At 66.4% G+C, this 14087-nt stretch carries 9 protein-coding genes and 4 pseudogenes; 3 read left to right on the plus strand and 10 right to left on the minus strand.

From position 1 onward, the window contains the following. Positions 1-413: pseudogene (locus ACFWRT_RS34915) on the minus strand (helix-turn-helix transcriptional regulator); the annotation flags it as partial. A gap of 375 nt (positions 414-788) precedes the next feature. Beyond that, positions 789-1893: pseudogene (locus ACFWRT_RS34920) on the minus strand (MerR family transcriptional regulator). Between the two features lie 457 nt (positions 1894-2350). Between ACFWRT_RS34920 and ACFWRT_RS34925 the strand changes: the two are divergent. Next, entirely contained in the window at positions 2351-2896 is a 546-nt protein-coding gene (locus ACFWRT_RS34925) for a DUF3885 domain-containing protein (protein WP_380954950.1), read from the plus strand. Between the two features lie 35 nt (positions 2897-2931). Here ACFWRT_RS34925 and ACFWRT_RS34930 read toward each other — a convergent pair. The 5 genes and pseudogenes from ACFWRT_RS34930 to ACFWRT_RS34950 form a co-directional block, all read right to left on the minus strand. Next, a protein-coding gene (locus ACFWRT_RS34930; protein WP_380954951.1) for an IS5 family transposase occupies positions 2932-3740 on the minus strand; the annotation gives its coding sequence in 2 pieces (ribosomal slippage) (positions 2932-3390 and positions 3393-3740; 807 coding nt in all). A 404-nt stretch (positions 3741-4144) separates the two neighbouring features. Next, a pseudogene (locus tag ACFWRT_RS34935) lies at positions 4145-4544 on the minus strand (transposase); the annotation flags it as partial. Positions 4545-4802: 258 nt separating this feature from the next. Further along, positions 4803-4898, minus strand: a pseudogene (locus tag ACFWRT_RS34940) (telomere-protecting terminal protein Tpg); the annotation flags it as partial. Between the two features lie 42 nt (positions 4899-4940). Beyond that, a complete protein-coding gene (locus ACFWRT_RS34945; RefSeq protein WP_380954953.1) occupies positions 4941-5813 on the minus strand; it encodes a polysaccharide deacetylase family protein in 873 nt (290 codons plus the stop codon). Positions 5814-5905: 92 nt separating this feature from the next. Next, the gene (locus ACFWRT_RS34950; RefSeq protein ID WP_380955007.1) at positions 5906-6919 is read right to left on the minus strand and encodes an asparaginase; all 1014 of its coding nucleotides are present in this window, start codon (positions 6917-6919) and stop codon (positions 5906-5908) included. Between the two features lie 498 nt (positions 6920-7417). Between ACFWRT_RS34950 and ACFWRT_RS34955 the strand changes: the two genes are divergently transcribed. Further along, on the plus strand, positions 7418-8785 hold the full coding sequence (locus ACFWRT_RS34955) for a PP2C family protein-serine/threonine phosphatase (protein ID WP_380955009.1): 1368 nt from the start codon (positions 7418-7420) through the stop codon (positions 8783-8785). A gap of 165 nt (positions 8786-8950) precedes the next feature. Next, entirely contained in the window at positions 8951-10006 is a 1056-nt protein-coding gene (locus tag ACFWRT_RS34960) for an AI-2E family transporter (RefSeq protein ID WP_380954955.1), read from the plus strand. Between the two features lie 291 nt (positions 10007-10297). Here the strand turns inward: ACFWRT_RS34960 and ggt are convergent, their stop codons facing one another. From ggt to ACFWRT_RS34975, 3 genes are all read right to left on the minus strand, one after another. After that, positions 10298-11953 (minus strand): gamma-glutamyltransferase, encoded by a 1656-nt coding sequence (gene ggt / locus ACFWRT_RS34965; RefSeq protein WP_380954957.1) that lies wholly within the window; start codon positions 11951-11953, stop codon positions 10298-10300. Between the two features lie 124 nt (positions 11954-12077). Then, positions 12078-12269: a hypothetical protein gene (locus ACFWRT_RS34970; protein ID WP_380954958.1), complete on the minus strand. Its 192-nt coding sequence runs from the start codon at positions 12267-12269 to the stop codon at positions 12078-12080. 42 nt (positions 12270-12311) lie between these two features. Continuing rightward, a complete protein-coding gene (locus ACFWRT_RS34975; RefSeq protein WP_380954960.1) occupies positions 12312-13976 on the minus strand; it encodes an L-lactate permease in 1665 nt (554 codons plus the stop codon). Positions 13977-14087: the final 111 nt, after the last annotated feature.

A 14087-nucleotide genomic window follows, 5' to 3' on the forward strand; every position in this document is an offset into this window, starting at 1 on the left:
ACGGCGGACAACGGGTTCGCGAGCGCGGCCAGGGCCCGTACGCGCAGGTCGGGCCGGGAGCGCAGCTCGGACACGGCACGCTCGGTCTCGGCCTTCCCCTCGCTCCTGCAGAGCTGGCTGTTGAGGACGAGCCCGCGCTCCAGCCGGATCTCCCCGCGGACCTCGTCGGCGAGCTGGGAGAGGACGAGGATCTGCCCCAGAACGTCGACGGTGCCGGCCGAGGGGAGGGTGAGGAGGGCGTTGCGGGTCAGGCCGAGGGCGAGCCGCCCGGCCGCACGGGCGGGAAGGTCGGGGCGGCCGAGCAGGGACCGGAGCAGGCTCACCGCCGCGCCGGGGTCGGCCAGCATCGTTCCGATGGCGGGCTTGGTGGCGCGCTTCACCACGTGGCCGAGTTCGTTGGTCGCTATCAGCATGGCCGGATCATCCAACAGGGGAATGACACCGCCTCGTGAGGCGACCTGGGCGGTCAAGGTTCGATGGCACGAACGGTGCAGTGGTCCTGTCCTGTCCCAGATATCTTCGGGCAGGGGGAGGCTCTGACCTGCGGTGCCTACGGTTGAGTGGGACAGGTTGGCGGTCGGTGTCCCGCTCAACCGTAGGCAGCGTGATGGTTCACCCGCGGAGCCAAGCCAGCAGGCGTCGTGGAGTAGGTCGCCATGTGCTGGCCGGCATGGATCGGGGAGCCGATGTGGCTTTCCTGACTTGTTGGGCGAGTCGGTATTCGTCCGCCTCGCGGATGAGTTCATGGGAGCGGATCTGCTGCAACTCGAAGTACATGCAGCTCGCTCCTACTGCTGGAGCTCCATGACGTCCGCGACCACGCAGCTCACGTTGTCGGGGCCGCCGGAGCCATTGGCGAGTGCAATGAATTCGCGGACCGCCTGCTCGGGTTCACTGATCTCGGAGAGCACCCGGTGGATCTCTTGAGTCGGCACGACGGTCGACAGGCCGTCGGAGCAGAGCAGGTAGCGGTCTTCCCGCTGGGCGTCGTGCAGACGCATGTCGGGGGTGCCATCGGCTCCTTGGCCCAAGGCTCGTAGCAACAGGGACCGCTGGGGGTGGGAGGCGGCTTCGTCCGGGCTGAGGCGTCCCTCGTCGACCATCGACTGCACCATGGTGTGATCGTGGGTGATCTGGAACAGCTCTCCGTCGCGCAGGAGGTAGACGCGGGAGTCGCCGATGTGGACGAGAGCCAGATGTGAGCCGGTCCAGAGCATCGCGGTGAGTGTGGTGCCGGCCTCTTCGGGCGACGAGGTGGTTTCGGCGACGCCGTTGACGGCCTGTTTGGCCTGTTCGATGGCGACCTCGAGGAGGTTGAGGAGTTCGCCTGCCGGGATGCTGTCGGTTTCGAGGCACTTGAGCGCGTCGACGGCGGCGGCGCTTGCGGGGGCTCCTCCGCTGCCGAAGCCGTCGGCGACTGCGAGCAGGCGGGACCCTGCGTAGGCGGTGTCCTGGTTGCTCTCACCGACTGTTCTTGAGTTAGCTCTCACGGACAAGGCCCGTGTCGGAAAGAGCGGCGTAACGGATTCCTAGGGGCTTAGCAGTCGGAGACATAGCAGGGTCCTTCCAGGACAGATGGCCGATGAGGAAGGAAGCGAGGTCTCGTCGCGTGGCGGTGTCGGCCTCGACCTGGGCCCAGAACGCGCGGACCTCCCGAGCTGCCGGCCCTGCCTCCAGCGTGCAGACTTGCTGGATGCGGGCCAGGGGCATCCCCAGGCGCCGGAGCCAGGCGACCAGCCGGGCTTGCTCCAGCTGTTCCGGGGCGTAGAGACGGTAGCCGGTCACCGGGTCGACGCGAGCGGGAGTTAGCAGACCGAGCTCGTCGTAGAGACGCAGCGCCTTCGGTGACAGCCGGGATGCCCTCGCGAACGTCCCGATAGTCAGCAACTCCATGCCCGCTCTCCTCCTCATGCCGAGCATGTCGCCCGGCCTCACCGATGCTGTGGCCTCCCCCAAGGTGAAGGTCAACCAGAGTCCTGCTCCGGCTCGGGCAGATGGTCTCCCACTCGCTCGTCGGCTGAGTGATCAGTCAAGGACGCCGACCGTCGGTGGACATCGATGCCTTACCGGGCCGTAGACGCGGGTTGCGCCCCTTGAAGGGTTCAGGAGGCCTTCGATCTGCCTGGCTGTGGCCTCGATGGTGGTGCTGAGCCACGTGCGGCTGGTGCGCCGAAGGGGCGTCTGCAACGGGCCGCGGCGGTGGAATTCGTCGAGGGCCTGGGCGACGACGAGAAGTTCGTCATTAAGACGTCGTTTCTATTGGTGGATGAGTGCCGGGCATCATGGTCGTCGATGGGAGCCGATGGCGAGAGGACGGGTGCGGCAAGTGTCTGGAGGCGTACAAGCGGATTTGACCGAGCTATGGCAGCAGCACTGGCCCGACTGTCCTCCGGTCGGGTACAAGCTCCGCGACCCGTACCGGGATCTCTGGGTGCGCTTCCACAGCCTGCCGGAGTCGAAGCGATACGCAGAGGTTGAAAGCGAATACGGCGTCGTCCTGGAGCGGTACAACACCGTCCTTGATGAGTTGTTCGCCGGTGGGGATATCTACGTGATCACCCCGGTTTGGGCGACCGAAGCCGAGGTTCCGCCATCCCAGCCAGGCGATGGCTACTGGCAGACCCTGCTGGTGGAGGACGATCCAGACCCGGAGTTCTGTACCTACTGCCACCTCTTCGCCGCCCGCCGACCCTGGCGATATGGCTGCCTCGACGAGCCGCTCCGTGACATCGCTGACGACAAGGTGGCGGGAGTCCTCATCACCGACACCCAGATGCGACGCATCTACCACCCCTACGACGGCGGCGCCGATGTCTTCCTTGCTACGCCCGGGGAACGGGATCGGACGAGCGATCGGCATGCCGACTGGCTTTCCAGCCACCCGTCGGGTCTCTGACGTGGCCAGCTCACCACCCCGCCCCGTCGCCGGATTCAGGTAGTCAGCCGACGGAAGCAGATGCGGAGTGCCGCTATGCCGACGAAAGCGAGGAAGTGTTCGGCTTTGCGCTCGTAGCGTCGGTGGAGCCGTCGGCAGCCGGCCAGCCAGGACACGGTCCTCTCGACCACCCTCCGGTGACGGCCGAGCCGCTGTGAGGACTCGACCCCTTTGCGGGCGATACGGTGGCCGATGCCGCGGCTGCGGAGCCACCGACGCAAGTGGTCGTAGTCGTAGCCCTTGTCGGCGTGCAGCTTCGCCGGGCGTCGGCGGCGCGGGCCGCGACGGGAGCGGATGGGTGGGATGCCGCGCACGAGCGGTTCCAGGCCCAGGCTGTCGTGCATGTTCGCACCGGATATACCCAGAGACAGTGGGAGTCCGTTGCGGTCGGTGATCAGGTGGATCTTCGATCCCAGCTTGCCGCGATCGGTCGGATTCGGTCCCGTCAAAGGCCCCCTTTTGCAGCCCGGACACTGACCGAGTCGATTGCGCACCGCGACCAGTCAAGCTCACCCCGGGCTCCGAGTTCGTCGAGCATGACCCGATACAACCTGGCCCAGACCCGGTCCCGGCTCCACTGAGCGAACCGCCGGTAGACCGTCTGCCAGGCCGGACCGAACACTGGCGGCAACTGCCGCCAGGTGCAGCCCGACGTCGCCACGAAGATCATCGCGGCCAGAGCCTCACGGTCACCCGCCCGGCGGCGGCCCCCACCCTGCGGGCGCTTCACCTCAGTCGGCGGCACCACACGCCGGAACAGCACCCACAACTCCTCCGGCACTAACCGCTCCACCAGATCCGTCATGCACGGATCAACGAACGATCACGCCATAAGAAACGATGTCTAAGGACCGCTCGTCTCCAATGGGCCGATGCGAACAGGACGATCAGCGTGACGCGTTCGGGGTATCCATCTGCGATCCGCCAGGGGGCAGTCCTGTCCGGTTCCACCTCTAGTCCCTTGACCCGGACCATTTCGTGGGGGAGTTCGACACGGCGGTGGAGCTGGTAGTGGCGGTGGGCCAGGCCGCTCCAGAGCTTGCTGGTGACTTCCTGGCAGGTGTCGGTAACGGTTGGGCCGTAGCGTCGTCGGAGCCGCCAGTATCGACGTTGAGCGCGGATGACGTCCGTGGTTCGGGTAAAGGGCTGTCCCCCGTAAATGATCTCCGGGTCCTCCTGGGCAGGACCAGTCGCGGTGTGGCCGCCGGTCTACCCGGCGAGGACGAGGTTGTGCATCCGGGCGATGTCGAGCATGGCGTGGTGGACACCGTCGCCTTTGGCGGCAGTCGCGGAGGATCTTCCAAGTCTTCATGCGGGCGAAGATGTGCTCGACGCGTGCGCGGGCCTGCTTGTGGGACTTGTTGTGCGCCTGCTTCCACTCGGGCAGGTCTTCGCCTGCGCGTCGGCGGTGGGGCATGACGAATCCGGTGCCTGGGTAGCCGCCGTCGGCGATGGTGAGCGTCTTGCCAACGGCGGCTTTGGCGCCGGATTCCTCCCATGCCTTGCAGTCATTGCGGTTCCCGGCAAGCGGCCAGCTGACCACGACGACCAGGCGGGTGCCGGCGTCAATGACGACCTGGTGGTTGGTGGAGTACCGGTAGTGAGAAGCAGAGCAACGCCATGACGTGGAGGGCAGGCACTTCGGTGCCGGCCCTCCACGCGTGGCCGGGCCACCGCCCCGCGCCACCGGTAGCCGACCTCCCGGCCGCGCTGGATAGGGTCTGGTGCAGACCGTGCCGTATGGGTGCGCGGGACAGGTCCGGGTCTCCTGGAGTATGGCTCGGACCCCTGGTGCCGGTGGCGGAACTGCCCCCGGCACCAGGCCCCCTCGGCGCTGGGAGCGTACGGCACGGCCGGTGAGTGACCGCTACAGGTCGAACTCAAGGTGCTCGATGTCGGTGAACCGAACCTCGTCCAGGCTCCCGGCGCGGCGGGGGCCGTCCTGGAAGTAGACGCGCCCAAGCGTTGCGCTGGCTCGAGGATGACGTCGGGCCTTCGGCGCCAGTCAGGTCCGGCGGCTTTTGAAGTCTGCGGCCATTTCGTCGAAGGTGGCCCATTGCACGCCGTCGTGACCGTTGATGTAGTCGATGAACCGTTCCAGCATGAGCAGTACCTGGGGGCGACCCGAGACATCGGGGTGGATGGTCACGGAGAACACCGCGTAGTCCATCTCCCGGTACACCCAGTCGAACTGGTCACGCCACTGCGATTCGATATCTCGTGCATTCGTGTAGCCATGGCTGTTGGGTGAGGATTTGATCCACATCATGGGGGGCAGGTCGTCCAGGTACCAGTTTCCCGGAATCTCCACCAGGCCGGTCTCTTCACCGCGCTGGAGCGGCTTCATCCACGAGGAGGCCGGCTCGTCGTAGTCGATACGCGTCCAGGAGTCGCCCGAGCGCACATAGTAGGGCTGGAAGTCGCGGTGCATCAGCGAGTGGTCGTAGGTGATGCCGTGCTCCAGCAGTAGATCCGCTGTGGATTCGCTGAACTCCCACCACGGTGCCACGTACCCGGTCGGCTCCTTGCCCGAGCGGCGGGTCAGCAGATCGACAGAGTAGTTGAGAACGTCCCGCTCCTGCTGCGGGGACATGGAGATGGGGTTCTCGTGGCTGTAGCCGTGTACTCCGATCTCGTGTCCGGCGGCGACACAGGCCTCGAACTGTTCAGGGAACGTCTCGACGGAGTGGCCGGGCCAGAAGAAGGACTGGCGGATCCCGGCTCGTCGGAAGAGCTCCACGAGCCGGGGTACGCCCACCTCGCCGGCGAACATTCCCCGCGATACGTCACCAGGCGAGTCCTCCCCGCCGTAGGAGCCGAGCCAGCCACCGACCGCGTCGACGTCTACGCCGAAACCGACGAATATTTCTTTGGGCATTTTCCTCACGTTCCTTTCCTCGGCCGTTGCCTACGTGCGGACCGGATGCGAAGTGGCACGCTCCGGCCAGTCTTCAGGTGGTTCGGCTTTCGTCAGCTGGGGTTCTTCGCCCAGTCGCCGACGGTATGTGCTGCGCGAACGACTCCGTTCGTGGTTCCTCCGGAACCGGCCAGCGCGACGGAAAGCAGGAGCCGTCCCTGCCAGGGGCTCAGGTCATCGCCGAATACTGCTCCAGCGGCGAGGAGGTCCGCTCCGCCGCCACCCGCGTAGAGGGGAAGCACTGGGCCGCTCGGCACGCGGGAACAGACCAGTACCGCAGTGCCCGCCGCTGTCAGGCGGGCGACCTCGGCCACTACGGCTGGTGTGGTGTTTCCCGTCCCAGGTGCCGCCAGCACGATGCCCGCTGCCCCGGCGTCCGCTGAGGCCCGCAACGTGACGGCGTCCGCTCCGGGGTACGAGGCGACGATGTCAACCCGGGGGAGACCAGTGTCAGGGGGAACGTTACGGAGCGGGGGAAGCGGGCGCATGGGGTGCAGCTCCGTCACCCGGCCGTCATGAACGCGCAGTGCGGGGCCGCGACCAGGAGCGTCGAACGCATGCTTGGACAGCGTTTCGACCTTGCTGACGCCTCGTGCGGTGAAGACGGATCCATCGAAGCACAGCAGCGGCCCCCGTCCCCGCGCCTTGGGGGATGAGGCCACGGCGAAGGCGTCCTTGAGATTGCCGGGACCGTCCGGTGCGTGTGAGTCGTACGGTTCTTGCGCGCCGGTGAAGACGACGGGGCGCCGCTCGTCGAGGAGGAGGGAGGCCAGGAAGACCGTTTCTTCCATGGTGTCAGTGCCATGCGTGACCACCACGCCGGTCGGCCGGGTGCTCCCGCTTCCGGAGGCCGAAGGGCCGAGAACGTCCCGTACTCGTTCCACCACCTGGCGCATGGTTTCCAGGCTCCAGGCGAACGACCCGCCCAGGTCCAGGTCATGGACGTTAGAGGCGTTCAGTCCGGCCTGTGCGAGCAGGTCGCGACCGGACGAGGTGGGAGTTCGACCGCCGTGCTCCTGCGTCGAAGCGATGGTGCCGCCTGTGGCGACCAGAGCGACGTCGGGCATCACGAGTTCCCCTCAGGCCGATGTGTCGGGACTGGCGAAGACCGGGTTCTGTCACGCTGATTTCATACCCCTCAACCGCCGAGGCCGTGGAATCGGGTCTGAGGAGAGGCGCAAGCTGATATGCCTAAATGGACCTGCGCAGCACATCCGTTCCAGAATCGGTGCCAGACGCCGTAGGCGCAAGCTGAGTGGTCGATCTCCTTGCAGCCTTCGCACTGGTGCGGCGGGGGACCGGTGCGAAGGCTGCAAGGATGAAGCTGGGGATCTAGGGAATTCTGATCTTTCGCCACGCAAGTTTTCTTTTTTGCGAATCCATTCGTCTAGTGTGAGTTCGTGCCTGAAATTTTCGGTATTTCTCCGCGGTACGGGACGAGGGTGAACGTGACTTCTCTCCGGCTTCTCAGGGAGATCGCAGGCCTTCGTGGCCGTGCCCGCGCCTATGCACGGCATCGGGTGGAGACGGGAGGGCTGGGGGCCGGAGAGGTGGACGCTGTGGTGATGGACGTGATCCGGCCTAGCGGGAGCAAGACGGCATCCGTCGGCGCGGTGCATGCTACGCCCGCGACGACCGCGGCCTTCGACGTCGCCCGCGCCAGTGGTGAGCGTTGGCAAGAAGCTGTGCGGGACGCCGTCACGTCGGGCCGCCCGTTGGTCCTGCCGATAGGGCCGGCGGAAGACCCGGGAGACGCCTGTACCGTGCGCGGTTACCCGCTCGGTCCCGGACTGGGGGGCATTGTGGGCCTCGCCACGACCGTCTCCGACAAGGAGATGGCGAACGAAGCGCAGCGTGCCGCCGGCCTGGGCTGGGCCCAATATGACATTCTGACGGGGACGCTGTGGGCGTCGGCAGGCTTCGGGAGGATGCTCGGCCTGGGGGCCGAAGGCTGGTACCGGCCCGCACGTCAGGGCGCGCTGACGACCGGATCGCTGCCCGCAGCCCTCCACGAGCTTCTCCTAGGTCTGCAGACCTCGTCGCAGGCGCGTGCCCAGACCCGAATCGCGGACGGTAAGGAAGTGAGTCTGGCCGCTGAGGGACTGTATCCCCCTCAAGGGGCACCCCTGCTCGGAGCTCGTCTGATCGTTCAGGACATCACTGAACTGGAGAGCAGTCAACAGCGGGCGCAGCATGACCACTTCGTCGCCCGCCGCCTTCAGGAGGCGGTGCAGCCCCGGGCTGCCTTCTCCGGTCGCGCCGTAGGTCTGCGTACCGCGGTGCACTACCGGCCGGCCGAGGGACGTGTGGGGGGCGATTGGTACAAAGTGCGGGCCCTGCCGGGAGAGCTGGCCCTGCTGGCTGTCGGTGACGCCCGAGGGCACGGTCTGGACGCCGTCTCCCTCATGTCCAAGTTGCGTCACGCCCTGGCCGGTCTTGCTTTCACCGGAGCGCGCGTCGAGGAACTGACGGCCTGGCTTAACGAGATCACGTATGACGACGGCCTGGAGTCCACCGCGACCACCCTCATCGCGCGGTACCACCCGCACCATCATCTGCTGCGGTGGACCTGCGCCGGCCATCCGCCACCCGTACGCCTGAGGCGGGGACGAGCAGAACTGCTCGATCCGCTGACCGGTCCGCCCCTGGGAACCTTGCAAAAGATGTCTTACCACGCCGTGGAGACCGTGATGGAGATGGACGACATCGTTCTTCTCTACACCGACGGTCTGGTCGAGCGGCGCGATGAGGACCTCGGCGAACGGCTGGAAGTCCTGCTCGACGCTGCGACCCAGGCGTCCTCGCACCGCAACCTCGACGAACTCGTCCGCGTCATCGGAGCCGCCATGTCCGGCCCCGCCTCCGAGGACGACGCCACCCTTCTGGCGATTCAGCGCGTACCTCCGCACAACCCGTCCCTCCCCACCGGCTGACGGGTACCGATGTCCGGCACCGCGCCCGCCCTTCGGCACTGGCGCGAAGGATCCGTGGACGGGACAGCCGTCACCACTCTCCGGCTTCGTGCCCCACGCGAGAAATCGTCCCAACGGTTCACCTGATGAGCCATCGGCATTCAAGGCAGGGGTTGTTTCCATCTCATGAGCTCTCCTCACCGAGCGAATCCGTCACCACGGCTTCGCAAAGCAGCCCTGACGGCCGCCTGTCTGCTGGTCCTGGCCGCCGCAGCGGGCCTGGTCCTAGCACTCATGGTCGAACTGGCCCCGGTGACGCTGGCCGTGGTAGTCGCCCTGCTGATGGCTGCACTGATCGAGCCGGTACCGCGCCGCCTGCGCCGTGTCGGGCTGCCACCTTGGCTCGCGGCCCTAATCGGTGTGGTGACCCTGCTCGTGGTGGTGGCACTGCCGTTCTTCGTGATCATCAGCCAGTTGGTCGATCAGTGGCCTGAGCTCAGCAGCGGCCTCTCGCAGAGCGTGGACCGGCTGGCCGAACTGCTACCGGTGAGCGACGAGCGGATGGAGTCGATCTTTAAGAGCCTGCGAACGAGCGTACTGGAGGCCGCACCGGACCCGGTGGGCGGCGCGAGCGTAGTGACCCAGGTCATGACCGCGACCCTGCTCTCGGTGGTCCTGCTGTTCTTCCTCCTCAAAGACGGGACGACCATGTGGCAGTGGGTCCTGCGCGCCGCCTCCACCGGCGTACGATCCCGGGTGGACATGGCGGGCCGTGCCAGTTGGCGGACAACGGTTTCCTACATCCGCGGCGAACTGGTGATCGCCGGTGTGGACGCGGTGGGCATCGGACTGGCCTTGCTGCTGGTCGGGGTGCCGCTGGCGCTCCCCCTGGCGGCCCTGACCTTTATCACCGCGTTCGTGCCCATCGCCGGCGCGCTGGTGTCGGGTGCCGTGGCCGTCCTCATCGCACTGGTCAGCAACGGTCTCACCGACGCCCTGCTGGTGCTGGGTGCGGTGCTCCTTGTGCAGCAGGCTGAGGGAAACCTGCTGCAGCCGGTCATCATGGGCCAGGCGGTGCGACTGCATGGTGCCGTCATTCTCGTAGCGGTCACCGCCGGGACGATGCTCGCGGGGATCGCCGGGGCCGTTCTGGCTGTTCCGGTGCTCGCTGCCGCCTACCGTGTCTGGCAGGTCCTGGCGGAGGACCGGAACGCGGAAGAGGAGCCTGCCGGGGACGAATGAACCGGACGCCCCCGGGACGCCCGTCAGCCGGTGGTCCCAAGCGACGAAACACGCTTCTCGGTGTCGTCTCTGCAGGCGCCGGCGGCCGACGTACGGCTCTGCTCGTCCGCCCTGCTGTTACTGCCGGTCCGCAGCTTGCTCCACCACGGCCAAGACCAGCATCCTGCCGGTCCTTCCGGTGCTGCTATACCCGCGCACGCACATGCATCGACACACCGCCGGACAGGAGGCGGGGGCGCGAAGCACACGCCCGGCGCCTGTTCCCACCTCAGAGGTCCTGCGCGCTGAGGGTCACCAGCCCAGCGCCGCACCGTCTCCCCGGGGATCGGCCCCTCCCTCGAGCAGTCCTCGCTCGTGGTCGATGCGGATCGCCTGGGCATGGCCCATGTTGTCGTCCCAGTCGGGCAGCATCTTCACAGGCTGGCCGCGCCGCATCAGTTCACGGATCACCTCGTCGGGGATGCGTCCCTCCAGGGAAAGATCGCGGTCCACGATGCCCCAGGTACGTCCCATCAGCCAGCGTGGTGCCTCGATGGCCTGCTGCACGTCGTAGCCGAAGTCGATCAGCCGCGTGAGCAGTGCAACATGGCTCTGGGGCTGTCCTTCCCCGCCCATGCTGCCGAAAGCGAGCCACGGCTTGCCGTCCCGGAGCGCGATGCCAGGGATCAGCGTGTGGAAGGTGCGCTTGCCAGGTTCCATGCGGTTGACGTGGTTGTCGTCCAGCGAGAAGAAGGAGCCCCTGTTCTGGGGAATGATCCCGGTGTCCCCGGCGAGGAAGGCGCAGCCGAAGTCGTGGTAGATCGACTGGATCACCGAGACAACCAGTCCGTCTGCGTCGACGGCGTTGAACGCACAGGTGTCGCCTGAGGGGGACCGGCGGTGCTGGTCTCCGAAGCGCAGTCCTGGCTCGACCTCGTCCATGACCATGGCCCGGTCGGGGTGGATCAGTTCCCGCCGTCGGTCAGCGTACGCGGGATCGAGCATTTCGCTTAGTGGGATGTCGACCCAGTGACCGTCGCTGAGCCACTCGTCCCGGTCGGCGAAGGCGAGCTTCACCGCTTCCGCGATGTGGTGGTAGTAGTCCGGTGTGTTGTCACCCCACCCGGCCACGTCGTATCCCTCTACGAGGGCGAGGATTTGTAGGACGGTGAAGCCCTGTGTGTTGGGCGGCATCTGATAGACCGTGTGCCCGCGGTAGTCGGCCGACAACGGCGTTTCCCAATGTGCCTGGTAAGCAGCCAGATCGCCGGTCCGCAGTGGCGAACCGCCGGCCTCCAGCGCTGCACAGAACCTCCGGCCCACCTCTCCTTCATAGAAGCCCTCCCGCGCACCCCGCTCAGCCAGGATCTCCAAGGAGCGGGCCAGGTCGGGCTGTCGTAGCAGTTCGCCTTCACGGGCGGCCTTGCCTTCAGGGGTGAAGACCGACGCCATACTCCCTTCGGCCTTGAGCAGATCGAGGTCGTCCACCAGCCAGTCAGCGAGCGACCGGCCCACCGCCACCCCCTCCCGGGCGCAATGGATCGCGTCGTCGAAGAGGTCGGCCCAAGGGAGTTTGCCGTACCGTTCGTGTGCGAGCCGCCAGCCGTCGATCGCACCTGGCACAGTGACAGCCGCCAGGGGCCCACGCAGGGGCATCTCATCCGCGTGTCCGCGTTCACGGTAATAGTCGCGGGTGGCCGCCATCGCGGCGGGGCCCGAGGCGTTCACGCCGGTGACCTCACCGTCCGGCGCTGCGATCAGCCAGAAGCCATCCCCGCCCAGGCCGGCCATGTGCGGATAGGCCACGCAGAGCACCGCGTTAGCCGCGATGGCAGCGTCCACGGCGCTGCCGCCGCGGCGCAGTGCCTGTAGTCCCGCGCTGGAGGCGAGAGCGTGGGGCGTGGCAACCATTCCGCGCCGGGCGCGCGTGGGGGGCCGTCCAGTGCGGGGACCAATGGGCGCAGCCATGTCAACCTTCCGATGGTATCGACGCGTTCCATTGACGCGTGAGGGTGGGGGAGGAACGAGTAGCTGACGGGCGTCACGGCAGCGTCCAGATATCTCATCTGCACGACGTGCCGTGCAGAGCGGCTTACTCGTCCTTCCCGTTGTCGCCAGGTGAAGGAGCGAAGCGCAGGATTACAGGAACGAGCCCGGCCACGACGACAAGCACGAGCCCGAAGATCCACAGTGGCGGCACGTCGTGATACGTGCCCAGGCTCAGCACGGGCAGTGCGACCAGGAACAGCACTAGGGATACGAGCAGCCAGTCGTTTTCCTTCATGGTTCCTCCTGGAGTCTGTGGATAGGTGGTGCGGTGTGGGTTTTACACCAGCACTAGCGTGAGCAGACCGACGAGGGCGCCGACCGCGAGCGTCCATGGCAGGGTCTTACGCAACACCTGATGCTCCTGGCCGATGATTCCGGCCGTGCCGGTACCGAGCACGATGTTGGCCGGCGCGAACACGTTGCCCAGCGAACTGCCTGCGCCCTGGGCAGCGAGGAAGCCACTCGGCTGCAGTCCGGCACCAACGCCGATGTCCTGCTGGAGCTGGCCGAACAGTACGTTTGCCGATGTGCTGCTGGAAGTCAGGAAGGCGCCCAGGATTCCGATGTAGGCAGAGGCAAAGGCGCAGACCATCGGGGGCAGCACTTCATCGACGCCCTGAGCCAGCAGTTCTGTCTGGCCGGAGACTTGCATCATGCTCGCCAGGACCAGGAAGGACATGATGGCAACCGATGCGGGAGTGGCATTGGCCGCCAGCTCGGCCCAGAAAGAGGTGCGGCCCTCGCGCCGCTCCTGCGCCTCGAAAAAGCCCTTCGCCCGGAACGCCAACCAACTGACCAGTACGGCCACCAGCAGCGCGAAGCCGGGGTGGGTGAGCGGCGCGATGGGCGAGTACGAATTCTCGCCTTCGGTTACGACGTTGTATCCGGTGGACACCTCAGGGAGGGGTGGGCCAAACTCCCACTTCCCCAGCAGGTCTTCCACTGGGCCGATGGCCAGTGTCAGTACGGACACGACGGTTAGGACGACGTAGGGCAGCAGGGCCCACGACAACCCCATCACGGCAGCATCGGCACCGTCTTCCGACTGCTCCTGCTCACCACCGCGCTCCCGCATCGCAGGGGCGTCCTTGACGTCATGAGCGGGTTCGCTGTATCGCGACCAGCGGGACAAGGGGTAGAGCGCGACGAGTGCGACCGCACCGGCCAGGAAGTTGGACAGCAAGGGTTCCCAGTACATGATCACGAACTGGATTCCGCCGTGGAGAACGGCAATGATCAGAATGAATGGCCATGCCAGCCGCAAAGCAGGCCCCTTGCCGGCCATCCAGGCGATCGTCACGCCGGACACCAGCGTCACCGGCGCGAGCAGAGCGGCCGTTGCGAGCGCTGTCGCCAGTTCGTCCTGGATGTCGACGACCTGAAGCAGTGCGATCCAGCCGATACCGAGCGTGCCGAACATGCTTGCCCATGCGTGCCCGATGAGCGGAATCACCACCGCGTACACCGGCCGCACACCAATGGCCAGTAGCAGAGGAGCGACGATCGCGATGGGCGCACCAAAGCCGGCGACTCCCTGCATAAAGGACACGAAGACCCAGCCGAAGGCAAGGACCAGGAAAACGTGGTTGCGACTGTAACGGGAGAGACCGCGGCGCAGACCCTCGAATGCGCCGGATGCCACCCCTACTTGGTAGAGGAGCAGTGCCGGCCAGATGACAAGGAGGATGAAGACGGCGTCCCATAGCCCCCTTCCCATACCGACGGCGGCCGTTTCCCACGACGTACGGAAGAAAATCACAGCCACGGCGGCAGCCAGAAACATGCCCAGAGGCCCTGCCTGCGGTGCCTTCCACCGAAATACCGACAGCAGCAGAAGCAACAGGACGATCGGAGTGATCGCCAGTAGCCACTTGCTGAGGTCGACCGGTACGGACCCCTCTGTGGATTTAGCGGCATGCGTATGACTGAGCCTTTTCCACAAGCGCGTCTGCGGGAACCGGGAACACCGCGGAAGCCGGTGCCGTGGCCATCACGCAGGGCGAGCGGATGGTCGTTGCGCGGGACGCCGCGCTGAAGGAGTCGGCGGAGCGTC

This window comes from Streptomyces cyaneofuscatus (assembly GCF_042718795.1).
Classification (GTDB): domain Bacteria; phylum Actinomycetota; class Actinomycetes; order Streptomycetales; family Streptomycetaceae; genus Streptomyces; species Streptomyces cyaneofuscatus_A.

Coding starts and splice junctions, on each gene's coding strand:
- ACFWRT_RS34945 (WP_380954953.1), bottom strand. CDS start 5,813: ATGCCCAAAGAAATATTCGTCGGTTTCGGCGTAGACGTCGACGCGGTC.
- ACFWRT_RS34950 (WP_380955007.1), bottom strand. CDS start 6,919: ATGCCCGACGTCGCTCTGGTCGCCACAGGCGGCACCATCGCTTCGACG.
- ACFWRT_RS34955 (WP_380955009.1), top strand. CDS start 7,418: ATGGACGTGATCCGGCCTAGCGGGAGCAAGACGGCATCCGTCGGCGCG.
- ACFWRT_RS34960 (WP_380954955.1), top strand. CDS start 8,951: ATGAGCTCTCCTCACCGAGCGAATCCGTCACCACGGCTTCGCAAAGCA.
- ggt (WP_380954957.1), bottom strand. CDS start 11,953: ATGGCTGCGCCCATTGGTCCCCGCACTGGACGGCCCCCCACGCGCGCC.
- ACFWRT_RS34970 (WP_380954958.1), bottom strand. CDS start 12,269: ATGAAGGAAAACGACTGGCTGCTCGTATCCCTAGTGCTGTTCCTGGTC.